We start from the raw sequence: 23,764 nt of genomic DNA on the forward strand, positions 1-23,764 counted from the left end.
ATTGTCTGGCTAGCGTTAAAAACAATCCGATCGTGGGTGGAATTAATGACAAAAATTGTGGGAATCGCTTTAGGCTTAATGCTGGTAATCAGTGTCTATCGGCTTAATTGTCAGCGTTATGCGAAAACAGTGCTCAGTTTGTTATTAATGCTTTTTCTAATAATTTTAGGACTCATTTGGTATCGCCAAGGTTTGTTTGCGGCTGGCCTTTGGTTGTTGGGCGCATATTTGGTTATTTATTATTTACAACTCATGCACCATAAATGGCAGCAGTATTTATTGCTTATTTCTGGTTCGTTATTAGGCTTACTATTGATTTAATGAGCAAACGGGTTTGATTTTTAGGGAGAAGTAACTTTATGGAGAAACCAACTCGAAATTATGTTTTACTGACCATTCTGTTTGGCGGTTTATTGTTGGCCTTTTTAACTTATCGCGGACTGCACCCACGAACACCACAGAATTTTGTTTTGGCCGAGACACAAAGTCAACGGTCTTCAAAGCAAGCAGCGTCCAAGTTGACAGTGAAAAAGTCGGTTGTGATTGATTCAAGTAATCAAGTAAAAAAGGCGAAAAAAAGGTCGAAATCAGCAAAACCCACTAAAAAAGTGAAGGCGATTGATTGGCAAGGGTCCTCGGAGAAGAAACCATACCCGACTCTGCGAGAAACTGATTGGATCAAGGTTTCTTTGCAGAAGCAGCGCACGTACTTAATGCGTGATCATACCGTGCTTTACACAATGCGCTGTTCAACTGGTTCTGGTGGCGATCGGGCAACGCCGGCTGGTAACTTTGCAATTCAAAGTGAGCGTGGCGACCAATTCTTCAACCAGCAGTCTGGCGAGGGTGCTCGTTATTGGGTTTCGTGGAAAGATCATGGTATTTATTTATTTCATAGTGTGCCCATTGATCATGCTGGTAATTACATTGTTTCAGAAGCAGAGCAATTAGGCGAGACGGCGAATTCTCATGGTTGCATTCGCCTTTCTGTGGCCGATGCCCAGTGGCTATATCAGCATGCGATTACAGGAATGCGAGTAGTTGTTGCCTAAATTCGATATTTCTTAAAATTTATTATTGCCGTCGCCGTCAGTTTTTGGTATGATAGATGACGTTGTGTTAAAGCAATGTGGTTTTTTGAGGATTTGCCAATAGTCTAATTATTTAATAATAGTTAGTTAATAAATAATTGAATTCAACTTTTAAAAAAGTTGAAAATAGCGTTGACAAATTGTTCGTTTTCCATTATCATTGTTTAAGTCGTCTGGTGTTATTACTTACTTTTAAAGCGATGTTGCAATAGTATGGCCCCTTGGTCAAGTGGTTAAGACACCGCCCTTTCACGGCGGTAACATGGGTTCAAATCCCGTAGGGGTCATTGCTACAAGTTTTATATTTTTATAATTTTTCAGCATGGAGGATTACCCAAGTCCGGCTGAAGGGAACGGTCTTGAAAACCGTCAGGCGGGTCAAACCGCGCGTGGGTTCGAATCCCACATCCTCCTTTTATTTTTATTATCGCGGGATGGAGCAGTCTGGTAGCTCGTCGGGCTCATAACCCGAAGGTCGCAAGTTCAAATCTTGCTCCCGCAATTGGTTCCATGGTCTAGTTGGTTAGGACGCCTGCCTGTCACGCAGGAGATCACGAGTTCGAGTCTCGTTGGAACCGTTAGCTTAAATGGCTCGGTAGCTCAGTTGGTAGAGCAATGGATTGAAGCTCCATGTGTCGGCGGTTCGATTCCGTCCCGCGCCATTGGAGGAGTAGCGAAGTGGCTAAACGCGGCGGACTGTAAATCCGCTCCTTCGGGTTCGGTGGTTCGAATCCACTCTCCTCCATTAATAGGGATATAGTTTAAAGGTAGAACTATGGTCTCCAAAACCATCAGTGTGGGTTCAATTCCTACTATCCCTGTTTTACCGATATGGCGGTATTGGTGAAGCGGTTAACACACCGGTTTGTGGCACCGGCATACGTGGGTTCGATCCCCACATACCGCCCTTTTTATTGGGTTATAGCCAAGCGGTAAGGCAATGGACTTTGACTCCATTATGCGCTGGTTCGAATCCAGCTAACCCAATTCCAATTATTTGGATATTAGCTGTTTAGTTTTTGATATTGTGGCGGTATAGCCAAGTGGTAAGGCAGAGGTCTGCAAAACCTTCACCACCGGTTCAAATCCGGTTACCGCCTTTTGGCAACAGCCACAATAAAGAATTAACTTTTTGCCGGTGTGGCGGAATAGGCAGACGCGCTGGACTCAAAATCCAGTGCCCGTTGAGGGCGTATCGGTTCGACCCCGATCACCGGTATTATTGTGGTAATTCAAGTAGTCTTGGTTAGTTGCTCATAGAGAGAAACCTTGTTAAATCAGTGTTTCTCTTTTTTGTGGTCTTGAGTGGTTGCTGGTAGAAAATAGCTTTACTCTCCACTTTCGCTTTTCGTGTAACGGCGTTATGGTATAAAAATACTTTATTATAATACATTGACTGCTTTCTCCGCTTCCTGTTTTTTTAGGCTGTCTAAGACGTGTGTATATATCTTTAGGGTAATTGCAAGGCTCTTGTGCCCAAGTCGCTTAGAGACGTATTTCATGTCGATTCCCTTGCTGATTAAATAAGAGCCGTGGCTGTGTCGCAAGCCGTGGAAAGTAAAACCTGGGCGAACAATTCCAGTATTATCCATGGCGCGCTTTAGTGCTCCATTGACGGCATTATCTGTGGGTGGTGTGTCTTGTGGCTGGCAAAAGACTAAATGATAAGGGTTGTTGATTGCATTAATTTTTTGGTGTTGGATTAATTCGTGTACGCTTGCAATCAAAACAGGGGAAACATCAAGAGTTCTGATCTCATGATTTTTTGTCGGCAAGAATACTGTTTCTTTATCCGCCCAAATAATATTATTTTCTTCGTCTCTTTCAGGCTTCCACGTGTGGTAGTTAAAAGATTTATTGATGTGGACTGTGTTCTTCTTCTCGTCAATATCGTCCCAAGTAATGGCCATAATTTCGCTCACACGGCAACCAGTGTAAATTGCGAATTGTACCATTGCTAAAGATAGCCGATTATAATTTGCATTTTGGTTGCAGTAATCACGTAACTTCTCGAATTCATCTGTTTCCAAAAACTTTTCTTCCTCCGTTTTTCCGTCTGTGTCGCCAAGCGTAACTTTGACTAGAGGGTTTTCAGTGAGCAGTTTATCAATGACGGCTGATTCCAAACATTGCGAGGCGTGGGAGTGCAGCTTCTCGACTGATTGTTTTGAGTGTTGGTGGCCTTTTTTGTCATCAATGTACCAATTGATAAATTGCTGGTAAGTCGTCCGTGTAATGTCTTTTACCTTGGTGCTTTTAAAATATTTCTTGATCGTATTTCTTGAGGTAGCATATTTGGTCAAAGTATTGTCTGAAATATTTGGTAGCTTATAGGTTTCCACCCAAGTTTCAAAATAATCGACAAAAGTAATATCATCATCCAAGATGACAGTGCCGCCATGTTCAACTATAAAATTTGCCGCAGCAAATTTTGCTTCTTTTTGAGTGGCAAAAGATTTTTTTCGGGCCAAGGGTCTTCCGTCTTTTTCTACCTTATATTCAAATATCCACGGTTTCTTTTTTCTATCTCTGCGTTTGTAAACACTCATGCTAATATCCTCCATTTATGGTAAAATTGAGTACAGAAAGAGCCCGTACTCTATGTACAGTTTTTTCCTAGGTTGACGTATCCCAAACTTTGGTCGGTGGGGGATGCGTCTTTTTTATGCTATTTATACATAATAAGAGTGTAGAAGCCTTCAGATGACTTGGATATACCTTGGTCTTGGATAACACCAAGTTTGATATCCACAAGCTCGTAACCATCTTTTTGTAAATCTACGACAATTTCATCTATCTGTGTCGTATACTTATCTTCGAGTCCAAAATTCTGATTTATCCATTTACTAAAACTATTGATCATAAATACGTGTGTGAAACCATCTTTTTCTTTTAAGAAGGGGCGCACATATCCGTTGTAAATCGATTGAGCAGATGTCTGCTGATTTTTGGTAAACATTCCCACTTTAGATCCCCCTATCTTGATTTACATTTTTTCGAATTTTAAGGTCCAATTTCCGTTAGAGATCACACTGATTGCATAGGTTCCTTCATCAATAGCTTGAACTTGAGAACCCGAATAATTGCCTATCTCATTTATTAAAGTTTTACTTTCTCCGTTTGAAACAATAAAATTACTATCACCAGTGTTAGTTGCAGTCAACTTATAACTTCCATCTTCGGGAATTCCCATAAAAACAACTTGTTGCCCAGATCCTGAAGCCTGCAACGTATTATTAACACTTGTTTCTGCAACTCGTTGGCTTATCGAAAATGACCAATTTCCATCTGATTGAACGTTGAATAAGTATTCGCCGTCGGTTGGAACGTCTATATAGGTTGTGCCAGTAAATGTGCCTATTTCATTGGCTAGTGATTTAAAATCGGTTCCATCACCATTTTTCATATCTACAATAAAGTTTGAAGACCCAGTATTTTTTTGTGTAATAATCGCAAATCCAGCCTTAAGAGTAAATTTATTTGAGACGTTATTGCCAGAACCATTGACAGTAATATCTTCTACATCTGAATTACCAAAATATCCGGTTGGAACTTCCACAGTTGCATTTTCTGAATCATCTGCGGAATCAGCTTCATCACTTGTATCTGACTCTTCCTCGTCTTCTTCATAATCATAATCGTAGTCATCATCTTCAGAGCTTGAACTTACTTTTTCAGATTTTGCGGTTGCTGAGTCTTTGGTGTTGTTTCCTCCAAGACTACTTAAACCAGCTATAACCAAAATGATAACGATTAGCCAAAACCACCATCGCTTTAGAAGTGGTTTTTTGTTTTTACCCGGTGTTGCCCCTTGTGTTTCTTTTTTCTTTACCATTTACTTACTCCTCCAATATGATAAAATATATTTGTTCACATATTTACCATGAGACTCACCTTGCTGATGACAGGGTGGGTTTTTTTATTCATAGAATTTTAGAATTTCTTTGTGTGATTCATCTTTTAGCCATGCCGGAATCGCTAAGTCGTCCATAAATTGTTCCTCATTAGTGTCTTCTTGATCAATGTCCTCAAAATACATAAATACTAGCAACTTAATCGCATAACGATTAGCATCAGCTTCGGCGCTAGAATCAGAGCAAGGTGAGTAGTGCAACGTTCCGACGTCACCATTAATTACATGACCAATCTCATGAGCTACCTGCATAGATAGCTCTTTTTGATTTTGCCAGTTACTATTAAGTATTATTAGATGTCGCTCCGTATCAACTAACGGCGGTATTTCTGGGCTAAATGATTCGATACAATAGCCGATACCATGCTCCATCGCATAATTTAAAAGTTTGTTTAGCAAATCATCCATATACTATTTATCTCCAGAGTCATCATTTTTACCGCGATTAACAGCACGATCTAATAACTGTTTGATAATGTCCCAATCATCCTCAGGAATGGGCAAACCTTGATACGTGAAAATATTGGTTCCCGATAAATCGACGTACTTAGTATCCTTAGGATTCGGGTCTTCAGTATTACCCAAAAGATAATCAATGGATACGTCAAGCGCATCTGCAACTTTTTGTAGCTTTTCTGTGGTGGGAACTTTGGTCTTCCACGTATATATGGTGTTGATTCCAAGCCCAGATTTTTCGGAAACCGTCTGTAAACTCCAACCGTACTTTTCTTTTGCAACTTTTTTAATTCTATCAACAAGCGTCATATCAGCATCCCTCGTTTATTGATGAATTAATTTTATAATATGTTGTAAATAGATATTGACTATTTTACAACTTGGTATTATAGTTAATTCATCAAGTAGTTAAGCAATAACTTAATAAACCTTTTGACGGTGGAAACTTTGCCGAGTAATGACCATCAAGAAGCCTGTGAATTAGGTTATTTACTATGTCTTCATTTTACACTATGGTGTTAAAAATGCAAGTACTTTATAAAACACTTGATAAAATTACGGGTCTTTGTCAAATCGTATTGGTGAAGATAATATGGAACACATTTACTTCGGTAAATGTGTTTTTTATTTATAAATTAAAGCAATGCGGGTAAAGAAGTTTTCTCTATTTCGAAATCCATAACAATTACGTTTTAAGACTTTTATTTTGCGGTTGATACCTTCTAAGGGGCCATTGGAATATTGGAAAAGACAGCTATTAATGACGGCAATTTTATTTTTTCTAAGAGTTGCTATAACCGTATCCATTTCTGTGTGTGTTACACGATAATGATTAAGTAATGTAGTCATTCTTTTAGAGTCACCTGTACGAATAGCCTGTAAAAGATCTTGATATATTTGATAAACAACTTTGAATTGAGGCGACTGATCAAGACCTAAATCAATGGCATTCTGCTGGGTCATATATTCATTGACGCCAAGCAGATATCTAACTCTAGTAGCGTCAATCTCTGTTGCCTGTAAATGAAAAAGTTTCCATTGTGATTTAAGAATCCGATGGATTCTTGAATGCGTATCAGGTACTGTTTGAACTAAGTTAACACGTTCTTTATCTAAAGCTTTACCGGCTAACTGGACAATATGAAAACGATCAATAATGACTTTGGCGTTTGGGAATAACCGATGAATGAAGCTGGCATAGGCAGCATTCATATTAACGACTACCGACAAAACATTACCGCGTTCGACTCATGAAAAATGACTTTCAAAATAGTCAATAATACTTTTACTGAGACGATCTTTCAGTAAAACGACGCGCTCATGCGTAACTGAGTCACAGCAATTGAAAGACATTAATTTTTGGCAGGAACGAAACTCATCAAAACAAAGGTGTTCAGGTAATATTTTAATCCGGTAGGATTGATGAACCTCGTTATTAATAATCCTTTGAACACTGGAGCAAGAAATAGCAAGTATTTCAGCAATTGTTTTAGCAGTGATACTTTTTCGTGCGAGTTGAATTACTTGATGGTTGATATTATTAGAGAAGGTATGATTCATTTGAACGATGGTTGTTTTGGCACCACAAGTTTTTTGACAATTATGACAAAGATACCTTTGACGACTCAGCTCTAATTCATAGCGACCACCATTTAAGGTTCCTAAACGAATATGACTCAAGTGCTTACCATTTTTAATGAGGGTCTCCGAATTACAGTGAGGGCAACAGATTGGTGTGTTAATGAGTGTTGCATGAATCCTATGGATATGAAGGCCATTTTGATCAGTAGATTGGGAAATACCGGTAATAAATATATTTGGGTCTGTAATTTCGAACAAACTTAGGATAGAATTTAATTGGGACATCTGTATACCTCTTTTCGATTTGGTTTAGGCGCTTAAATCGTAACATAAAGAGGACAGATGTCCTTTATTTTTTCCGAAAAGAGATAAAAAAACTGGCATTGGTTATTCACCAATACCAGAAAGTGTAGACCCGTTTCTTTGTGCCATACTAGCGCTATACGCTGCGCTTCGATTCATTTTTAGCTACTAAACTTAATTTCACCGCTAGAAATGTCGATTTCACCGCTAGCGATTCACCTTGACAATACTGAGCTTGTACAATGAATGCGACATGAAAATTTGACAAATTGGTGATAGTACGATTGTCATAATGAAGGGAGGATGGTTATTTGGGGCGAACAAAATATAATCCTAATTTGGATTTAATTAGAACTGTGGCAGTGTTAGCGGTGATTGGTGTGCATTTCTTTTTGAATTCAAAATTTTATGATGCACTAATAGATTCCTGGCAAATGGTGCTGATGACTGGTTTAAGGACGGCGTTAATGATCTGTGTGCCTTTATTCATGTTGCTGACTGGTTATCTAATGCGTGGTAAGACTTGGTCGGATCAGTACTATTTGAAAGTATTACCAACAGTTTTTACTTATTTGCAAGTTTCAGTTGTTATTTTTTTATTTCGAAAGTATTATTTGGCAGAAAAATTAACGTTGCAGGATGGCTTGCTAGGTATGCTGGACTATTCATTGGCACCATATGCTTGGTATGTGGAAATGTATTTCGGATTATTTTTGCTAATACCATTTTTAAATGCGATTTGGCAATTTTATGATCAGAAATTTCAGCGACAATTAATCACAGCTACTTTGGCGTTACTTTGTATTTTACCGACTTTATTTAATTCATTTAATAAACTATTGCCAGACTTCTGGCAGGGACTTTATCCTTTGGCTTACTACTTTGCTGGTGCTTATCTGGCTGAATATCAGGCTGACTTGCGAGAATTACCGGTTGCTTGGCCCATGACTGCCGTGTTAGTCATCAATTGGTTAGTAAATTTGAATCATAGTTATGGTCAAATTTTTAAATGGGCCGACTTTAATGATTACTTTAGTTACCAGCAATATTTTTTAGGTATTCTAGTTTTTATGGCGTTATTACGTTGCCAGTTGCCACCATGGTTGATTCGGGTGAGTCACTTCATTGCCCAGTACGCCTTGGCGATTTACTTATTGTCATTTGTTTTTGATCAAATTTTTTATCCAGTTTTAAAAAGACTGGTGCCCCAAGTCAATCAAGAATTATATTATTTTCCGATTTTAGTGATCAGTGTGTTTGGGGCCACTGTTAGCTTAGCTTGGCTCATGACGCAATTCTTTTCGATCATGCGACGTTTCTTACATAAGCTTTGGTCACATTAGCTTGAATGAATTTCAATGGGGAGGTAGTTAATGACTGATTTAATTGATCTGAGTTTTAATTTATTCGAAACTTTTTATCCAGTTGTCATGTCACTATTTTGGATTGTTGGGAGCCTGTTTTATTATTTTCAGACAACGAAGCGACAACCAGACTTAGCAGCAATTACTGATTTTCCTGGTGTTAGTGTTATTGTGGCAGCCCATGATGAGTTCGCAACTCTGGCTGAGACAGTTGCCGCCATTGCCAACTTTGATTATCAACGTTATGAGTTGATTTTAGTTGATGATTGTAGCGATGACGGAACGCCAGCGTTAATTGAGCAGTTACGCGAGCAATATCGTGGTCAGTTGGTTATTCGTGCGATTTTACTGCATCAAAATCAAGGTAAAGCTCATGCCTTGAATCAGGCCAGAGCGATTGCCAATTACGATTATTATTACGTGATTGATGCGGATTCTTTACCTTTTCCTGATTCTTTAACGAATTTAATGCGGCGATTGATTAGTGAGCCTAAACTTGGTGCGGTAACTGGCAATCCAATTGTTCGAAATCGTAGTACGCAATTGGCTCGGTTACAAACGCTTGAATATATGGGAATTATTAATAATATCAAGCGTAGTCAAGATTTCTGGTTAGGCCGGATCACCACCGTTTTCGGAGTGATGGTCGTTTATCGAAAAAAAGCATTACAAACATTAGGCGGCTGGAATGAACGAGTCATGACTGAAGATATTGATGCGACTTGGCATTTATACCGGCGGGCTTGGCGGGTTGGCTATCAGGCCGATGCCTATACTTATATCCTAGTGCCAGAAAGTGTCCGCGGATTATATCGGCAACGTTTACGTTGGGCGGTTGGCGGGCTAGAAGTGATGCAGGTTAATCTTCGTCATTTTCGTCGATTTAGCTGGGTAGAGCAGCTAATGCTAGGAGAAATGTTGCTTAGTCATCTTTGGGCATGGTGTTTTGTTATTTCGACATTGCAGTATTTGGTGATGGGTTGGTTCGGAGAGTCTTGGGTCAAATTAAATGGCCAAATTATCTTAATTTATTTATTAACTGGTTTATTAACCTTCTTTATCGGGAAAATGACTGCTCGGGCAACTTTTAAATTTAGTTTTAGTGATAGTTTGCTATTACCTTATTATTTTTTCTTTTATTGGGTGCTCAACTTAATTACAGCTTTGGCCTCAGAGTTTGTCATTGTTTTTGGTCAAACTAACCAGGGGCGTTGGCAGGCTTCAGATCGGGGGAAATGAGTGATGCCAGATGAACTTATTATTCGTAAGAAAATACCAACGACAATTCTTTATCAACTGTTCAATATTTTTCTTGTGGTGGTGTTGTTGGGACTTTTGGCGGTGGTTTTAGCTGCCATCGCCAAGTTATATACTGACGGTTTAGTAACGCTTTATGTATTGTTTAATTTTGATGGCTTTTATCTGGCCCGCTTAGGTAAGAAATTACTAGCGGCCTTCGCTGGTTTAACATTGGCTGGGGTTCTGCGCCTGCGGGTGGTTCAATGAAGCGGCGCAGTATTTATTTAACCTTACTAGTGTTGATCGGTTTATTAGGCTTTTTTGAAATTCGGCGAACGGCACAAACTATTCGCGCCGATCAAATAGCCAAGCCAGCCTATACTTATGATAATTTGCGCCAAAATAAGTCGTCGGGGATTGCAGTGTTGTGTTATCATCGCATCCTGAATAATACCAAAACCGTTAAGTTAAGCCGTTATTTAAGCGGGGATGAACAATTGCACATGTTTAATGTGCCGTTGGATCAGTTTGCGGCGCAAATGCGTTATTTAAAGCAACAGCAAATCAAGGTGATTTCAATTGCTGAAATGTTAACTTTAATGAAACAAGGGCCAATTCAAGGTAAATATGTGGTAATCACGTTTGATGATATTGATCGTAGTTTGCTAGATAATGCGGTCCCAACTTTGAAAAAGTATCGCTTTCCTTTTACTGCTTTTGTGATTACTGGGATGACGGCACATTATATTGATGGTTCGCAAATGGCCTCGTGGAATCAAATTGCTGACGTGGCAGCCACACTGGGTGCTACGATTGGGCTGCATACCCATGACCAACACTATCAAGTTGGCGGCAAACCGATTTTGGCTGATCTCACTAAGATAACGACTTTTAAAAAAGATTACCGTAAAAGTCAGCAGTTGATTACTAAAAAAATTTTGGCTGAACCGGCGCGATATTTTGCGTATCCCTATGGCAAAACGAATCGGCTCTTATCAGACTATATGATCAATGACGGCATTCAGGCAATTTTTACACTTGATGGGGGCCTGGTTAAGGCTGATACTGACTTGGCTGCTTTACCGCGCTATGTCGTCAATCAAGCTTCTTGGGATAATATTAAGCACTGGCTAGAATCATGACAAAGTTGTTCGTTAAAACGATGGTAAAGTGGTTTAGAAATTGCTAAGCTTGATCTAAAAGAAAGCGGGCGCAATCATGAAGAAATTTTGGGGGCCAATTGGCTTATACTTAGTGGCAATTCTTTTACCATGGTGGGGGACTTCTTGGACTTATGTGGATCAGCAAGGTGTGGTTCATGAGCCAGGATTTTATACCATTCCGGTAGCTGAACTATTATTTGTTGGCGCGACCATTTGGTTAGGAATCGTCTTGTGGCGCCGCCATCGGCAACATTTAAAACAATAAATATCCGTAAGTAGGCCGGACGCTGGCTGCTGAGAACAATTTTCAGCAGCCAAAGTTCGGCTTTATTTTGTCTAAACGACGGCTATCCTAGACTCTTTTTTGCGCTCATGATCTCTGCTAATGCCCTTTGTCACACGCGAAGGTGATTAATTGGGCTGAAATTGGTTCTTCAGATTTTAACGCTGCTTGGCCAGACAACTGCTAAATAGTTGAATTGCAGTCACTTTCGGAAATTTCGACATTAGCCAACGAATTAATGATGGTGCCATTCTGCTAGATTGCTGGAACTTGCGCTGCTTTTCTAGGCACCAACTGGTTATCCAGATGATTAGAAAACCACAATCAAAGTAAGCGTTAACCAACACAAGTAGCCCTAAAAACGGTAGAATAGTTTTAGATGTTTAGGGGGTCTTAAGTGTGCAGAAGCGAAGTGACAATGAAATGTGGACATTGATTCAACAAGTTGCCCAAAACTTAGGCGTTGTTCAAGCAATCGCGCTGAATGGTTCGCGGGCAAATCCGCAAGTGGTACCGGATCAATTTCAAGATTTTGATATTGTTTATTTCGTTCCAGATGGCCAAATGCTGCCTTTGCTGACCGATCGTAGTTGGTTACAGCAGTTTGGTCCGCAAATTGTGATGCAGGCACCTGGTGATTTTGATGAGCAGCCAGATTATCAGCATAAATATAATCTGATGATCCTCTTCACTGATGGTAATCGCCTTGACTTAGGTCTGTGCCCCTTAAGTGGGATAAGTGATTGGGCGGCCAATGATCCAGTTGCAAAAATTTTAAGTGACCCGCATCATTTATTACCCCAAAATTTAGAACATTCTGATCAGATTTACTGGACGTCTGCGCCAACTGCGAAAGAATTTCGTAATTGTTGCAACGAGTTCTGGTGGGTGACACCATATGTGGTCAAGGGATTACAGCGCCATGAGTTATTTTATGCAACTGATCATGCCTACCAGAATTGCTTCCATGAGTTGCGGTGTTTATTAGATTGGCGGGTAGCTGCCACAGCAGGCTTTCACCTAAATCTAGGCAAAAGTGATAAATATTTGTGGGCCCGGTTAGCGCCAACGTTGCAAAAACAAATTCAAGTATGCTTAGATTTATCTTCAGAGCATGCACTTGCCCGGGGATTAGTACAAATGAATGCCACCTTTGATCAGCAGGCGCAACTTTTTGCTGAAGAACAAGGCTTTACCTATCATTTAGCTAAAGCAACTGCAGTTCGGCAATATGTTCGTCAGGAATTAGCAACTTTATTAAAATAGCGGCCAGAGCACACGAACTGCACATGAGAGGTCTTGATTTATCAAGGGTTCAAATCGGTTAATGGAAACGTTGCTCACCATTTTGTAAATTGGGACGTATTACTTGAAAAAATGTTCGAATTTTAAAACAAAGTGGTTGACCTTGGGAATAGAAAGCGCTATCATAATGTTACAGATATCACTCAACATTCACAATTCCTAGATTTCACTTCGCAAATGCTAAAGCGGTTACTCATTTTGAGGATTCTGTTTAAATTTGTCATTTAATTGTAAAAAAAAGACTCTGAAATTCTAAAAAATTCGTGTATACTAGTTACTAATAGCTTTTATTGTGCCACAGTTTTAGACTATCTTTAAATAAGTTGAATGTTAGAATTAGAAATAAGTGTCATTATGCAGTCAAAAAGAGTTTTAGAAATTATTTTTGATTTGACCACAACAAATAAAGTTGTACCTGTTGCCAGAAAAGATTTATTTCTGTTTGACAAAAACTAACATTTCTGATACTTTTTATGAAGATTGTTCGTACATTGCTGATCTTAGTCGTGTACTTTCCTTGAGCTTGATTTTCGGCTCCGCACCTGAGTTATATCTCCTAACGTAACTCACTTTATTAATTCGGTTTCAATAATCATTAGCGGTTATTTAGACAAACTTTTTTAGGAGGGCTTTAGGCAATGAAGAAGGCAAAAATTTTCACCATGGGTATTTTAGCGGCAGCAGTCGTTTTATCGCTGTCAGCTTGTGCAGGTAAGAAATCCGGAACTAGTAACTCTGGTTCAAGTAAGACAACCAAGAATACGGTAGCCTTGATTACGGATACTGGTGGTGTTGATGACCGTTCGTTCAACCAATCAGCATGGGAAGGATTGCAAAAGTGGGGTAAAGAACATGACCTCAAACGTGGCAATTCCGGTTTCCAATATTTCCAATCGGATAATGAGTCATCATATATCCCAAATATTGATCAGGCAATGCAAGCTGGTTTCAAGACAATCTTTGGGATTGGTTACAAGCTGAAGGATGCCATTAAGCAATCCGCTAAGAAAGATCCAAAGACAAACTTTGTTATTATTGATGACAGTATTGATGGCATCAAGAACGTTGTTTCCGCAACGTTTAAAGATAACGAATCTTCTTATTTAGCTGGTGTTGCAGCCGCTTATACGACTAAGACGAACACTGTTGGGTTTATTGGCGGGGTCAAGGGTGACGTGATTGACCGTTTTGATGCTGGTTACACTGAAGGTGTTAAAGCTGGTGCCAAAGAATTAGGTAAATCAATTAAGATTATTAACCAATATGCTGGTGATTTCAGTGCCCCTGATAAAGGTAAGTCAATTGCCCAAGGGATGTATCAACAAGGCGCTGATATTATTTTCCACGCTTCTGGTGCAACTGGTAATGGTGTTTTCCAAGAAGCTAAATCAATTAACCAAGCCGGAACAAAACAAGTTTGGGTTATCGGGGTTGACCGTGACCAAACAACTGAAGGTAAGTACAAAACTAAAGACGGCAAATCAGCTAACTTTACTTTGACTTCAACACTTAAAGGTGTCGGTGCAGTTACTGAAGACTTAGCTAACTTAGCCATGAAGGATAAATTCCCTGGTGGCAAACACATGATCTATGGTTTGAAAGATGATGGTGTTGGTTTAACCAAGGGTCAACTTTCAAGCAAGGCGCAAAAAGCAGTTGATGCCGCTAAGCAAGATATTATTGATGGTAAAGTTAAAGTTTCAGAACATCCAGCAAAATAACAGCGATCAATTGATGATGACAATTTGCTCCTTGCTCAGATTGCTGGGCAAGGAGCATTTTTCTTAAAGCGATTGAGAGAGAAAGTGGGGTAGCAATGACTAATCCAGAAGAATATGTCATTGAAATGCGAAAAATTACCAAAGCTTTTGGTAATTTTAAAGCAAATGATCAAGTTGATTTAAAGGTTCGCAAAGGTGAGATTCATGCGTTACTTGGCGAAAATGGTGCCGGCAAATCAACTTTGATGAATGTCTTGTCCGGACTATTAGAACCAACCTCTGGTCAAATTTATCTTAATGGTCAACCAGTGCAAATTGACAGTCCTAATACAGCGAACCGTTTGGGTATTGGGATGGTTCACCAGCATTTTATGTTGGTTGATGCTTTCACCGTGACTGAGAATATTATTCTCGGTAGTGAGCCTAATCGTGGTGGCATTATTAACCTGCAACAAGCGCAAAAAGAAATTCAAGAGCTTTCTGATCGCTATCAATTGGATGTTGATCCTACTGCCAGAATAAATGATATTTCGGTGGGGATGCAACAACGGGTAGAAATTCTCAAGACCCTTTATCGGGGGGCCAATATTCTAATTTTTGATGAGCCAACAGCCGTTTTAACACCACAAGAAATTGATGAGTTGATTGTGATCATGAAGGGGTTAGTTGCAGAAGGTAAATCAATTATTTTGATCACCCACAAATTGGATGAAATTCGTCATGCTGCGGATCGGTGTACGGTTATTCGCCGGGGTAAGAGTATTGATACAGTTGACGTCGCTGGCACCACTAGTGAAGAATTGGCAGAAATGATGGTTGGTCATAGCGTGGTCTTCAATATTCCCAAAGCACCTGCTAAAATTGGCGCCCCAATTCTCAGTGTTAAGGATTTACACGTGAATGAAAATCGTGGGATTCCTGCAGTTAAGGGTGTTGATTTTGAAGTTCATGCAGGTGAAATTCTTGGGGTGGCCGGGATTGATGGTAACGGTCAGTCTGAGTTAATTGAAGCTTTGACCGGATTGCGAAAAGTTGTTAGTGGTGATATTCAAATCAAGAATCACGATTTGACTAATGCACCAGTTCGTAAAATCACGGAAACAGGTGTGGCGCATGTGCCAGAAGATCGTCAGAAGTATGGTCTAGTTTTACAACTGACTCTTTCAGAAAATCTGGCTTTACAAACTTACTACAAAGCACCACTGAGTAACCACGGTTTTCTTGATTACGCCAAAATGCGTGAACATGCACGGCGATTAATTAAGGAATATGATATTCGGACGACTAATGAGCAGTTACCAGCTGGTGAATTATCAGGTGGTAACCAACAAAAGGCAATTATTGCGCGGGAATTAGATCGGGATGCTGATTTAATTATTGTTTCACAGCCAACGCGTGGTTTGGATGTTGGTGCGATTGAATATATTCACCGCCAATTAATTAATCAGCGCGATGCTGGTAAAGCAGTTTTATTGGTCAGTTTTGAATTAGATGAAATTATGAATTTATCTGATCGTATTATTGTTTTACATGATGGTAAAATTGCCGGTGAAGTTCGTCCCGAAACAACTAGCGAACAAGAGTTAGGTCTATTGATGGCTGGTTCTCATGCCAAGGCAGCCAGTGAAACGGAGGGAAATTAAATGCTAAAAGTTAGTCAAAGAACGCGTCAAATTTTAGTACCATTAATTTCAATCTTAGCTGGTTTCTTAATTGGTGCGATTGTGATGTTGATTTTTAGCTATTCACCATTACAAGCATACGGTTCAATGATCAAAGGTTCGTTAGGCACTATGGCGAGTATTGGCGAAACTTTGCGGCAAGCGACGCCATTGATTTTTACAGCTTTAGGGTTCTCAATAGCTAATTCAGCCGGCTTCTTCAATATTGGTCTTTCTGGTCAAGCATTAGCTGGTTGGGTGGGCAGTGTTTGGGTTGCCTTAGCTTTTCCTAATTTACCAACATTTATTCTGTTACCACTTGCTATTATTGTTGGTGCCGCTGCTGGTGCATTAATGGGAGCCATTCCTGGTTTCTTGCGGGCTTTCTTTGGCACTAGTGAAGTTATTGTCACCATTATGTTGAATTATGTCATGCTCTATTCAAGTACTTATTTGATGCAGAATGTGATGCCTAAGAGTTTTCGGGTCAGTCAGGATGCCACTAAAACCATTACTTTCCATGCCAGTTTGCACGTTAATTGGTTAAGTAATATGTTTGGCGGTTCGCGAGTTCATTTTGGTTTATTTTTAGCGCTGATTGCCTTGGTTGTTGTTTGGCTGATTATGAAGAAGACAACATTGGGTTTTGAAATTCGTTCTGTCGGTTTAAATCCTTATGGTTCGGAATATGCTGGAATGAGTAGTAAAAAGACAATTATTATGTCAATGGTCCTTTCAGGTACCTTAGCTGGTTTAGGTGGGGTCATGGAAGGTTTAGGAACTTACCAAAACTTCTTTATCCAGACGGCGTCATTATCCATTGGTTTCGATGGGATGGCCGTTTCCCTATTAGGGAGTGGCGGTTCGTTAGGTATCCTATTGTCAGCCTTGTTGTTCAGTGTTCTTAAAATTGGTGGTTTAGGTATGCAAACTGGTGCCGGGGTGCCATTTGAAATCGTTAATATTGTGATTGCCAGTATTATTTTCTTCGTGGCAATTGACTATGTTATTGGCTTGTTGTTCAAACAAAAGAAGGCTAATAAGGCGATTCCTGAAACACCTGTTGCTGTTGAAACAGCCGAGGTTAAGCAGGATGAACAAGAAGGGGGTCGTTTATAATGAACTGGGTTAGTATGCTGGCTTTAATTGTTTCTGCCACCTTAGTTTATTCTACACCGTTGATTTTTACGGCTTTAGGCGGCACTTTCTCCGAACGCGGCGGGATTGTTAACGTTGGTTTGGAAGGTATTATGGTTATGGGTGCCTTTAGTTCCGTTATTTTCAACTTAACTTTTGCTGATACTTTTGGCGCCGCGACACCTTGGTTAGCTGCTCTGGTTGCTGGGGTCGTTGGTGTGGTGTTCTCTTGCATTCATGCGGTTGCTACGATTAATTTTCGGGCTGATCATATTATTAGTGGTACTGTGATCAACTTATTAGCACCCGCGCTAAGCGTCTTCTTAGTTAAAGCAATTTATGCCAAGGGGCAAACAGATAATATTGCCCAGAACTTTGGCTACTTTACTTTTCCTGGGTTAGCAAAGATTCCAGTTTTAGGACCGATTTTCTTTAAAGATACTTCTTTAATGGCCTATATTGCGATTGTGGTTGCTTTGATTGCTTACTGGGTGATGTTTAAAACCAAATTTGGGTTAAGACTTCGGTCAGTGGGTGAAAATCCACAGGCTGCAGATACATTAGGCATTAATGTTTATCGTTATCGTTATGCTGGCGTTCTTCTGTCAGGTTTTCTTGGCGGGATCGGTGGGGCAATTTTCGCTCAGTCGATTGCTGGTAACTTCTCAGTTGGGACAATCGTTGGTCAAGGTTATATTTCAATGGCGGCAATGATTTTTGGTAAGTGGAATCCAATTGGGGCAATGGGAGCGGCCTTGTTCTTTGGCTTTGCTCAAAGTCTTAGTATTATTGGCGCGCAATTGCCAGGGATTTCCTCAATTCCGTCTGTTTATCTGCAAGTAGCACCTTATATTTTAACGATTGTGGTACTAGTCTTATTCTTAGGCAAAGCAGTTGCACCTAAGGCTGACGGGACAAATTATATTAAATCGAAGTAGTTAGTAAATCTCATAATAAGTGTAATCAGATCATTTTAAGTTATTAATGCGTGATTCAAGATGGCTGTCTGCTGAACACTAACGTAAAAAAATAACGAACATTCGCAAGAATGCGCGTTATTTTTTTATACGTTAAGCAAAAACCGGTTGTCTTGTGAGAACACGTTTCAGCTGCCAGAATTCGTTTTTTGTTTTGCTGAGAGAATGTCTGTTGAAATCTTGAAACTATGATTGTCAGAAAATGAAGCTGATAGGTAATTGCTGGCGGTGACCATGATGTGGCCTTTATAATTTATTTCAAGTTGATTTTTGATAGTGGGTACTTAAGACCATTAGTTGAGGATGATTACTAGAATGTGCCCTTATTTAGTTGCGAATTGATGCTGACTGCATCGGGGAAATAGTCAGGCAGCGGGGCTTGGACGGTCACCGGTTGCTCGGTAAATGGCTGCTTAAAGTAAAGCTGATAGCCATGAAGTAGCATATGCTCGGCCGGTTTGACGTTAGGGTTATATAAAGTATCACCAAGGATTGGTAAACCTAATGCGGCTAAGTGCACTCGAATTTGATGAGTTCGACCAGTTAGTAAATGCAATTTAAGTAAAATACGTTCAGAATCACGGTTTAAGACTTGATACTGAGTCTGCGCTGGCTGACCAGTAGTCCAATCAATTTGGCGCTTGCGTTGATCTTGGGGATCACGACCAATTGGTAAATCAATTTCGCCATGATCAGGCAATGAGGTTGTGCGTGCGGGTGCGACCCATGCAAGATAGTCACGTCCCATGATTTTTTGACTTAATTCACGATCAAGAATCGGGACAACTGCCGCTGATTTTGCCACTAGTAAGGCACCACTAGTTTGTTCATCAATTCGATGCACCATTAACGGCGGATCGGCTAATTGCTGTGTCAGAATGTTAAAAACCGTCCCCCGTTCATTGGCTAAATTAGGGTGGCTTTTAATACCAGCAGGTTTATTGATGACAATCAAATTGTCATCCTGATAAAGAAGTGGCAATCGACCTGGACTGGGAAGATAGTGCTGGTTTGTTGCTTCTAAAAATGAAAAATCCAATGTGACCAGATCACCGGCTGTGACCAAGCGATGAAAAGAACGGTAGTGGTGATTGATCAATATTTGCTGATTGATCCGTAAGAAATGCTGCCATTTTTTAGGAACTAGCCAATCTTGTAGTAGTTGGCGCACTGTCTTACTAGGAAAATTTTCAGGTAAGATGATACTAAATTTTGTTTTCAAAAAGAGGCCTTCCTAACTGACTGGATAAGATTTTGATGAACTTAGAAGCATAAAAAATAATTAAATTCGTCGCTGGCCTGATGGTATTCGCTAATTTCATGGTAAAATATGGCCATGGTGGTAGATAAAATGAAACGTGAACAAGGGCAGCGGACTAACCGCGAGCATCATTCGCAGCAAGAGCGACAATCTAAGCAACATTCTAATCGATTTTGGCGCAATTTTAAAGCTTGGTGGCGCCGTTGGGAGTTAATGCGCTGGCTTATTGCGGTATTATTAACGTTATTCTTAGCTATGTCAACTTTCTTTATTGTTAAAGCCAAAACAGCTGATGTTGATAATTTAAAGGCAACCTTAAAAACTTCAACGACGGTCATTGACGGTGATGGTGCCAGTGCCGGTAATTTGTACGCGCAAAAAGGTACTTTTGTGGAATTAACCGGTATTTCTAAACACATTCAAAATGCGGTGATTTCAACTGAAGATCGGAGCTTCTATAAGAATTCCGGCTTTAGTGTGAAGGGGATTTTGCGTTCGGCGGTTGGCTATGTGATTCATCATGGTCAAATTACTGGTGGTGGGAGCACAATCACCCAACAGCTAGCTAAGAATATGTTATTAAGTCAGCGTCAGGCATTAAGTCGGAAAATTTCTGAGCTTTATTTGGCGGTGGAAATTAACCGTGTTTATAGTAAAGCCGATATTTTAACGATGTATTTGAATAATGCTTATTTTGGCAATGGTATTTGGGGCGTTCAGGATGCCTCCCAACGTTATTTCGGTTGTGATGCCAGTCAAGTGACTGCGGCGCAAGGTGCGACTTTAGCAGCAATGTTGCGTAATCCTACTTTCTATGATCCCATCAAGCAAAGGGCTAACGTTGTCAGTCGCCGTAATTTGGTCTTGGACTTAGAAACACAAACAGGTGCGTTAAGCGCGGATCAGGCGAAGGCCGCTAAACAGGATAACTTAACAGTGACTAACACTTATCAGCAAAGCAGCAGTTATCGCTATCCTTATTATTTCGACGCGGTCATCAATGAAGCAATCAACGATTACCATCTATCTGAAAGTGATGTACTCAATAAGGGTTACAAAATTTATACTAGTCTGAACCAGAAATACCAGACCCAAATGCAGGCTGCTTACAATCAAGATTGGGTGTTTCCGGCTAACGCCAGTGATGGTACGATGGCGCAATCGGGCTCAGTGGCGGTTGATCCTCAAACTGGCGGTGTGTTAGCTGTTGTTGGTCGACGAGGAGAGCATTCATTTCGTAGCTATAATTATGCGACGATGATTAAACGCCAGCCTGGTTCAACCATTAAACCGCTAGCAGTTTATGCGCCAGCACTAGCTAATGGCTATCATTATGATTCGGTATTGAAAGACGAAGATATGACTTTTGGCAAGAATAATTATCATCCGACCAATGCGAATAATCAGTATTTAGGCAAGGTGCCAATGTATCAAGCGTTGGCTCAAAGTATTAATTTACCAGCTGTCTGGTTGTTAGATCAAATTGGCGTTAACAAGGGTGTTGCTTCAGTCGAGAACTTTGGGATTAAGGTGCCAGAAAATGATCGTAACTTAGCGTTGGCCTTAGGTGGTCTGGAAACTGGGGTCTCACCCTTGCAAATGGCCCAAGCTTATACCGCTTTTGCTAATCAAGGTAAAATGACCACGACACATTTTATTACTAAGATTGTTGATGCAACGGGGGCAGTGATTGTAGATAACACTAAAACCAAAGAACACACAGTGCTTAGTCAAAAAAATGCCAAGGTAATGACCAGTATGTTATTAGGTGTCTTTAACGAAGGTACTGGTCAAGCTGCTAAGCCAAATGGCTATGCTGTTGCTGGTAAGACTGGTAGTACTGAAGTTCCCAGCAGTTACGGTTATGGCACTAAGGATCAGTGGGTTGTTGGTTATACGCCAGATATGGTTGTTGCCACTTGGGTCGGATTTGATAAAACAGACCAGAATCACTTCCTGCAGGGGACTAGCGTTCAAGGTGTGGCCCCAATTTTCAAATTGGAAATGGAAAATATGCTACCATACACTAAGAATACCAGTTTTGGGACGAATGATGCGGCAACGATTGCTAAGCAGAATTCAGAATCTAGTGTAGGCAGTGGCGATTGGTTTGATGATATTGGTTCCGGTGTAAATGATGCTGTTGAAAAAGCAAAAGATGGATTCGGTAATGCTAAAAATACGATCGATCAATGGTATAATAATGTAAAAGGCCTGTTTGGCCAATAAGGGAGAATAATAATGACAGTCAACGTTTACGATAACGCCAACGAAATGGCAGCAGCATTACGCCAAACTGATCAATACAATGCTTTAAAGGGTGCTTTTACTAAGATGAAAGCTGATCCGATTGCATATGGATTATTCCAACAAATGCAAAAATTACAAGGTGAATTAGAGCAAAAGCAAATGGCCGGGACTCAAATTGGCGATGATGATATTCAAAGTATGCGTGATTTAAGTGATAAGCTGATGAAAATTGATGTTATGACTGAACTAATGAATAGTGAACGTGCCATGAATCAGTTGATGGATGAGATGAACCAGATCGTTTCCAAGCCAATTACTGACTTATATCATGACTAGTCGCTTGCACTAGCTAACAATCGATTTATTAGGAAATATAACTAGTTTTTTACTCTAAGGAGGTTAATTTTGTCTGCACAATTAGCCGATAGCAAAAATGGTGAGGCGTTAAATTTAGTCGTGTTGATCAAACACGCAGAGGTACGCGTCGCTAAAAATGGCAAGAAGTTTATCTCTTTATCATTTCAGGACCAATCGGATACGATTTCCGGAATGTTTTGGGATGCTCAAGATGCTGATATTCAACAGTTTACTACGGGTAAAATTGTTCACTTAAGTGGACAACGAGAAACCTATAATGGTCAGGCTCAAGTTAAAATTAGTGGTTTGAAGCTAGCTGATCCTAGTGAGGGATTGCAAGTTAGCCAGTTTGTTAAGCAAGCGCCACTTACTGCAGAACAAATGGCAACGATAATCAATCAAGAAGTTTTTAACATTGATAATGCCAAATGGAATCGAATTGTGCGTTTTCTCCTGCAAAAACATCAAGCAACCTTCTATCAACATCCGGCAGCTAAAAGTAACCATCATGATTTTACTGGTGGGTTAGCATTTCATACTTTGAGTATGATGCGCTTGGCGAAAGCAATTAGTCAGCAGTACCAACAGGTCAACTATGCACTGTTGCTTTCTGGGGTGTTACTGCATGACTTAGGTAAAACAATTGAACTTAGTGGTCCAGTGGGCACTGAGTATACCTTAGCTGGTAATTTAATTGGGCATATTGTGTTGATTGATGAAGAAATTGTTGAAGCTTGTCAAAGTCTGGGGATTGATCCAGCTGATGAAGACGTGATGCTATTACGGCATATGATTTTGGCCCATCATGGTTTATTAGAGTATGGGTCACCAGAACGTCCTAAATTACTGGAAGCGGAAATTTTACATCATATTGATGAACTAGATGCCTCAATTAATATGATTACGAAAGCATTACAGAAGACTGCACCAGGTGACTTTAGCGAGAAAATATTCGGTTTGGATAATCGGCGTTTCTATCAACCTAATCGCACTGAGAAATAATTTGAGTTTTGAACTGTTATTATATTGGTCTTAGGCCAAGTCGTGCTCGAAATATTAAAGTCAACTATGTTAGCAATCACTAAGTATTTCAAGAGAGTCGGTAACCAAAGATGCTCAGCCAGTGAGCATTAATATCATATAACGGACAATTCGAATAGAATTGCTCGTTATTTTTTTGCATTGAATTTTAGTTCGGTCTATTTTTTTGAGCATATTTGCATTGGTTTGTGCCACTAACTTCTGTTCAGAAATACTTAGTAAAACAGTTTTTTCTATATGTTGGCTATTGAAGAATCCAGGTCATATTTGCAAGGCTGATAAAAAAAATCGATAAAAGTAAAAATAACTTTTTTATGCGTCAGTTATTACAGACTCGATGTTTACAAAAGATAGCTTGATTCTTTATTGAATTTATATGCAATGTTATTACCTGTGGTAGCTTTTTTTGTTTTTTTACTTGAATCGTATGTAGATAGTTGCTATACTAGTCAAGCACGCGAGGTTAGGAAATTCTTTTTGAAGCGACAAACTTTTACTTATTACTTGTCGTTATCAAAAAAGTGCTTGACTTTAAGATTTGTGCGCGATATACTAATTGAGTTGCTGTTACAACAACAGCGATTTGGTAGATCTTTGAAAACTGAACAAAGTTTCGAAAATGTGCAGGGCTCATGACAACTTCGGTTGTTGTGATCAAGTA

At 39.8% G+C, this 23,764-nt stretch carries 24 protein-coding genes and 11 tRNA genes; 27 read left to right on the forward strand and 8 right to left on the reverse strand.

All coding sequences use genetic code 11. The annotated features are described in order from the left end of the window. Window positions 1-45 precede the first annotated feature (45 nt). The 13 genes from EKM81_RS07560 to EKM81_RS07620 all read left to right on the forward strand — a co-directional run bounded on the left by EKM81_RS07560 (window position 46) and on the right by EKM81_RS07620 (window position 2,310). Window positions 46-321 carry a hypothetical protein gene (locus EKM81_RS07560; protein ID WP_125650428.1) on the forward strand — a complete coding sequence of 92 codons (276 nt, stop codon included), beginning with the start codon at window positions 46-48 and terminating at the stop codon, window positions 319-321. Window positions 322-359: 38 nt separating this feature from the next. After that, window positions 360-1,052, forward strand: a complete 693-nt coding sequence (locus EKM81_RS07565) for a L,D-transpeptidase (RefSeq protein WP_125650430.1) — start codon at window positions 360-362, stop codon at window positions 1,050-1,052. Between the two features lie 254 nt (window positions 1,053-1,306). Beyond that, window positions 1,307-1,378: transfer RNA gene (locus EKM81_RS07570), tRNA-Glu, on the forward strand. Between the two features lie 37 nt (window positions 1,379-1,415). Then, window positions 1,416-1,505: transfer RNA gene (locus tag EKM81_RS07575), tRNA-Ser, on the forward strand. Window positions 1,506-1,519: 14 nt separating this feature from the next. Next, a tRNA-Met gene (locus EKM81_RS07580) sits at window positions 1,520-1,593 on the forward strand. Window positions 1,594-1,595: 2 nt separating this feature from the next. Then, a tRNA-Asp gene (locus EKM81_RS07585) sits at window positions 1,596-1,669 on the forward strand. Window positions 1,670-1,680: 11 nt separating this feature from the next. Further along, window positions 1,681-1,753, forward strand: a tRNA-Phe gene (locus EKM81_RS07590). 2 nt (window positions 1,754-1,755) lie between these two features. Continuing rightward, window positions 1,756-1,836, forward strand: a tRNA-Tyr gene (locus EKM81_RS07595). A 5-nt stretch (window positions 1,837-1,841) separates the two neighbouring features. Then, window positions 1,842-1,912: transfer RNA gene (locus EKM81_RS07600), tRNA-Trp, on the forward strand. 13 nt (window positions 1,913-1,925) lie between these two features. Beyond that, window positions 1,926-1,998 (forward strand) — tRNA-His (locus tag EKM81_RS07605). A gap of 8 nt (window positions 1,999-2,006) precedes the next feature. Then, window positions 2,007-2,078: transfer RNA gene (locus EKM81_RS07610), tRNA-Gln, on the forward strand. Between the two features lie 42 nt (window positions 2,079-2,120). Beyond that, window positions 2,121-2,191: transfer RNA gene (locus tag EKM81_RS07615), tRNA-Cys, on the forward strand. 34 nt (window positions 2,192-2,225) lie between these two features. Beyond that, window positions 2,226-2,310 (forward strand) — tRNA-Leu (locus tag EKM81_RS07620). Between the two features lie 163 nt (window positions 2,311-2,473). On the opposite strand, the gene EKM81_RS07625 is transcribed toward EKM81_RS07620, so the two are convergent. The 7 genes from EKM81_RS07625 to EKM81_RS07655 form a co-directional block, all read right to left on the reverse strand. Continuing rightward, window positions 2,474-3,640, reverse strand: coding sequence for a tyrosine-type recombinase/integrase (locus tag EKM81_RS07625; protein WP_125650432.1), 1,167 nt, complete (start codon window positions 3,638-3,640; stop codon window positions 2,474-2,476). Window positions 3,641-3,759: 119 nt separating this feature from the next. Then, entirely contained in the window at window positions 3,760-4,050 is a 291-nt protein-coding gene (locus tag EKM81_RS07630; protein ID WP_379880546.1) for a hypothetical protein, read from the reverse strand. 27 nt (window positions 4,051-4,077) lie between these two features. Beyond that, complete coding sequence (locus EKM81_RS07635) at window positions 4,078-4,926, reverse strand: hypothetical protein (protein WP_125650436.1); 849 nt, start codon at window positions 4,924-4,926, stop codon at window positions 4,078-4,080. 84 nt (window positions 4,927-5,010) lie between these two features. Then, window positions 5,011-5,412, reverse strand: a complete 402-nt coding sequence (locus EKM81_RS07640) for a M48 family metalloprotease (RefSeq protein WP_225420216.1) — start codon at window positions 5,410-5,412, stop codon at window positions 5,011-5,013. Between the two features lie 3 nt (window positions 5,413-5,415). Then, window positions 5,416-5,769, reverse strand: coding sequence for a helix-turn-helix domain-containing protein (locus EKM81_RS07645; RefSeq protein WP_125650438.1), 354 nt, complete (start codon window positions 5,767-5,769; stop codon window positions 5,416-5,418). Window positions 5,770-6,084: 315 nt separating this feature from the next. After that, on the reverse strand, window positions 6,085-6,690 hold the full coding sequence (locus tag EKM81_RS07650) for a transposase (protein ID WP_225420217.1): 606 nt from the start codon (window positions 6,688-6,690) through the stop codon (window positions 6,085-6,087). A gap of 18 nt (window positions 6,691-6,708) precedes the next feature. Continuing rightward, window positions 6,709-7,326 (reverse strand): transposase family protein, encoded by a 618-nt coding sequence (locus EKM81_RS07655; RefSeq protein WP_125650441.1) that lies wholly within the window; start codon window positions 7,324-7,326, stop codon window positions 6,709-6,711. Window positions 7,327-7,655: 329 nt separating this feature from the next. Between EKM81_RS07655 and EKM81_RS07660 the strand changes: the two genes are divergently transcribed. The 11 genes from EKM81_RS07660 to EKM81_RS07705 all read left to right on the forward strand — a co-directional run bounded on the left by EKM81_RS07660 (window position 7,656) and on the right by EKM81_RS07705 (window position 18,155). Next, entirely contained in the window at window positions 7,656-8,687 is a 1,032-nt protein-coding gene (locus EKM81_RS07660; protein WP_125650443.1) for an acyltransferase, read from the forward strand. Window positions 8,688-8,717: 30 nt separating this feature from the next. Beyond that, window positions 8,718-9,947 (forward strand): glycosyltransferase family 2 protein, encoded by a 1,230-nt coding sequence (locus tag EKM81_RS07665; RefSeq protein ID WP_125650445.1) that lies wholly within the window; start codon window positions 8,718-8,720, stop codon window positions 9,945-9,947. A 3-nt stretch (window positions 9,948-9,950) separates the two neighbouring features. Continuing rightward, the gene (locus tag EKM81_RS07670) at window positions 9,951-10,214 is read left to right on the forward strand and encodes a hypothetical protein (protein WP_125650447.1); all 264 of its coding nucleotides are present in this window, start codon (window positions 9,951-9,953) and stop codon (window positions 10,212-10,214) included. After that, the gene (locus EKM81_RS07675) at window positions 10,211-11,089 is read left to right on the forward strand and encodes a polysaccharide deacetylase family protein (protein WP_125650449.1); all 879 of its coding nucleotides are present in this window, start codon (window positions 10,211-10,213) and stop codon (window positions 11,087-11,089) included. Before EKM81_RS07670 ends, EKM81_RS07675 begins: the two co-directional genes overlap by 4 nt. Before the next feature lie 76 nt (window positions 11,090-11,165). Beyond that, a complete protein-coding gene (locus EKM81_RS07680) occupies window positions 11,166-11,375 on the forward strand; it encodes a DUF3955 domain-containing protein (RefSeq protein WP_225420218.1) in 210 nt (69 codons plus the stop codon). 417 nt (window positions 11,376-11,792) lie between these two features. After that, window positions 11,793-12,659, forward strand: a complete 867-nt coding sequence (locus EKM81_RS07685; protein WP_125650451.1) for an aminoglycoside 6-adenylyltransferase — start codon at window positions 11,793-11,795, stop codon at window positions 12,657-12,659. A 366-nt stretch (window positions 12,660-13,025) separates the two neighbouring features. Next, window positions 13,026-13,154, forward strand: a complete 129-nt coding sequence (locus EKM81_RS11460) for a hypothetical protein (protein WP_263853334.1) — start codon at window positions 13,026-13,028, stop codon at window positions 13,152-13,154. Window positions 13,155-13,336: 182 nt separating this feature from the next. Continuing rightward, window positions 13,337-14,419: a BMP family lipoprotein gene (locus EKM81_RS07690; RefSeq protein ID WP_125650453.1), complete on the forward strand. Its 1,083-nt coding sequence runs from the start codon at window positions 13,337-13,339 to the stop codon at window positions 14,417-14,419. A 95-nt stretch (window positions 14,420-14,514) separates the two neighbouring features. Further along, window positions 14,515-16,062: an ABC transporter ATP-binding protein gene (locus EKM81_RS07695; protein WP_125650455.1), complete on the forward strand. Its 1,548-nt coding sequence runs from the start codon at window positions 14,515-14,517 to the stop codon at window positions 16,060-16,062. Next, entirely contained in the window at window positions 16,063-17,199 is a 1,137-nt protein-coding gene (locus tag EKM81_RS07700) for an ABC transporter permease (protein ID WP_125650457.1), read from the forward strand. Then, on the forward strand, window positions 17,199-18,155 hold the full coding sequence (locus tag EKM81_RS07705) for an ABC transporter permease (RefSeq protein WP_125650459.1): 957 nt from the start codon (window positions 17,199-17,201) through the stop codon (window positions 18,153-18,155). The genes EKM81_RS07700 and EKM81_RS07705 overlap by 1 nt, the downstream gene beginning before the upstream one ends. A gap of 349 nt (window positions 18,156-18,504) precedes the next feature. Here EKM81_RS07705 and EKM81_RS07710 read toward each other — a convergent pair whose 3' ends face one another. Then, window positions 18,505-19,416 carry an RluA family pseudouridine synthase gene (locus EKM81_RS07710; RefSeq protein WP_125650461.1) on the reverse strand — a complete coding sequence of 304 codons (912 nt, stop codon included), beginning with the start codon at window positions 19,414-19,416 and terminating at the stop codon, window positions 18,505-18,507. A 252-nt stretch (window positions 19,417-19,668) separates the two neighbouring features. On the opposite strand from EKM81_RS07710, the gene EKM81_RS07715 reads away from it, so the two are divergent. The 3 genes from EKM81_RS07715 (at window position 19,669) to EKM81_RS07725 (ending at window position 23,064) form a co-directional block, all read left to right on the forward strand. Beyond that, window positions 19,669-21,684, forward strand: coding sequence for a PBP1A family penicillin-binding protein (locus EKM81_RS07715; RefSeq protein ID WP_225420220.1), 2,016 nt, complete (start codon window positions 19,669-19,671; stop codon window positions 21,682-21,684). Window positions 21,685-21,696: 12 nt separating this feature from the next. Beyond that, entirely contained in the window at window positions 21,697-22,041 is a 345-nt protein-coding gene (locus tag EKM81_RS07720) for a YlbF family regulator (RefSeq protein WP_125650465.1), read from the forward strand. Window positions 22,042-22,110: 69 nt separating this feature from the next. Continuing rightward, window positions 22,111-23,064, forward strand: coding sequence for a 3'-5' exoribonuclease YhaM family protein (locus tag EKM81_RS07725; protein ID WP_125650467.1), 954 nt, complete (start codon window positions 22,111-22,113; stop codon window positions 23,062-23,064). The last annotated feature ends 700 nt before the right edge of the window (window positions 23,065-23,764 follow it).

Source organism: Lapidilactobacillus gannanensis, assembly GCF_003946675.1.
GTDB lineage: Bacteria > Bacillota > Bacilli > Lactobacillales > Lactobacillaceae > Lapidilactobacillus > Lapidilactobacillus gannanensis.

What these genes read in the sequence shown, in the direction of transcription:
- EKM81_RS07675 (WP_125650449.1), top strand. Translation starts at nt 10,211, where the DNA reads ATGAAGCGGCGCAGTATTTATTTAACCTTACTAGTGTTGATCGGTTTA.
- EKM81_RS07625 (WP_125650432.1), bottom strand. Translation starts at nt 3,640, where the DNA reads ATGAGTGTTTACAAACGCAGAGATAGAAAAAAGAAACCGTGGATATTT.
- EKM81_RS07720 (WP_125650465.1), top strand. Translation starts at nt 21,697, where the DNA reads ATGACAGTCAACGTTTACGATAACGCCAACGAAATGGCAGCAGCATTA.
- EKM81_RS07670 (WP_125650447.1), top strand. Translation starts at nt 9,951, where the DNA reads ATGCCAGATGAACTTATTATTCGTAAGAAAATACCAACGACAATTCTT.
- EKM81_RS11460 (WP_263853334.1), top strand. Translation starts at nt 13,026, where the DNA reads ATGTTAGAATTAGAAATAAGTGTCATTATGCAGTCAAAAAGAGTTTTA.
- EKM81_RS07635 (WP_125650436.1), bottom strand. Translation starts at nt 4,926, where the DNA reads ATGGTAAAGAAAAAAGAAACACAAGGGGCAACACCGGGTAAAAACAAA.
- EKM81_RS07680 (WP_225420218.1), top strand. Translation starts at nt 11,166, where the DNA reads ATGAAGAAATTTTGGGGGCCAATTGGCTTATACTTAGTGGCAATTCTT.
- EKM81_RS07655 (WP_125650441.1), bottom strand. Translation starts at nt 7,326, where the DNA reads ATGTCCCAATTAAATTCTATCCTAAGTTTGTTCGAAATTACAGACCCA.
- EKM81_RS07715 (WP_225420220.1), top strand. Translation starts at nt 19,669, where the DNA reads ATGCGCTGGCTTATTGCGGTATTATTAACGTTATTCTTAGCTATGTCA.
- EKM81_RS07705 (WP_125650459.1), top strand. Translation starts at nt 17,199, where the DNA reads ATGAACTGGGTTAGTATGCTGGCTTTAATTGTTTCTGCCACCTTAGTT.
- EKM81_RS07645 (WP_125650438.1), bottom strand. Translation starts at nt 5,769, where the DNA reads ATGACGCTTGTTGATAGAATTAAAAAAGTTGCAAAAGAAAAGTACGGT.
- EKM81_RS07560 (WP_125650428.1), top strand. Translation starts at nt 46, where the DNA reads ATGACAAAAATTGTGGGAATCGCTTTAGGCTTAATGCTGGTAATCAGT.
- EKM81_RS07630 (WP_379880546.1), bottom strand. Translation starts at nt 4,050, where the DNA reads ATGTTTACCAAAAATCAGCAGACATCTGCTCAATCGATTTACAACGGA.
- EKM81_RS07690 (WP_125650453.1), top strand. Translation starts at nt 13,337, where the DNA reads ATGAAGAAGGCAAAAATTTTCACCATGGGTATTTTAGCGGCAGCAGTC.
- EKM81_RS07695 (WP_125650455.1), top strand. Translation starts at nt 14,515, where the DNA reads ATGACTAATCCAGAAGAATATGTCATTGAAATGCGAAAAATTACCAAA.
- EKM81_RS07700 (WP_125650457.1), top strand. Translation starts at nt 16,063, where the DNA reads ATGCTAAAAGTTAGTCAAAGAACGCGTCAAATTTTAGTACCATTAATT.
- EKM81_RS07640 (WP_225420216.1), bottom strand. Translation starts at nt 5,412, where the DNA reads ATGGATGATTTGCTAAACAAACTTTTAAATTATGCGATGGAGCATGGT.
- EKM81_RS07665 (WP_125650445.1), top strand. Translation starts at nt 8,718, where the DNA reads ATGACTGATTTAATTGATCTGAGTTTTAATTTATTCGAAACTTTTTAT.
- EKM81_RS07565 (WP_125650430.1), top strand. Translation starts at nt 360, where the DNA reads ATGGAGAAACCAACTCGAAATTATGTTTTACTGACCATTCTGTTTGGC.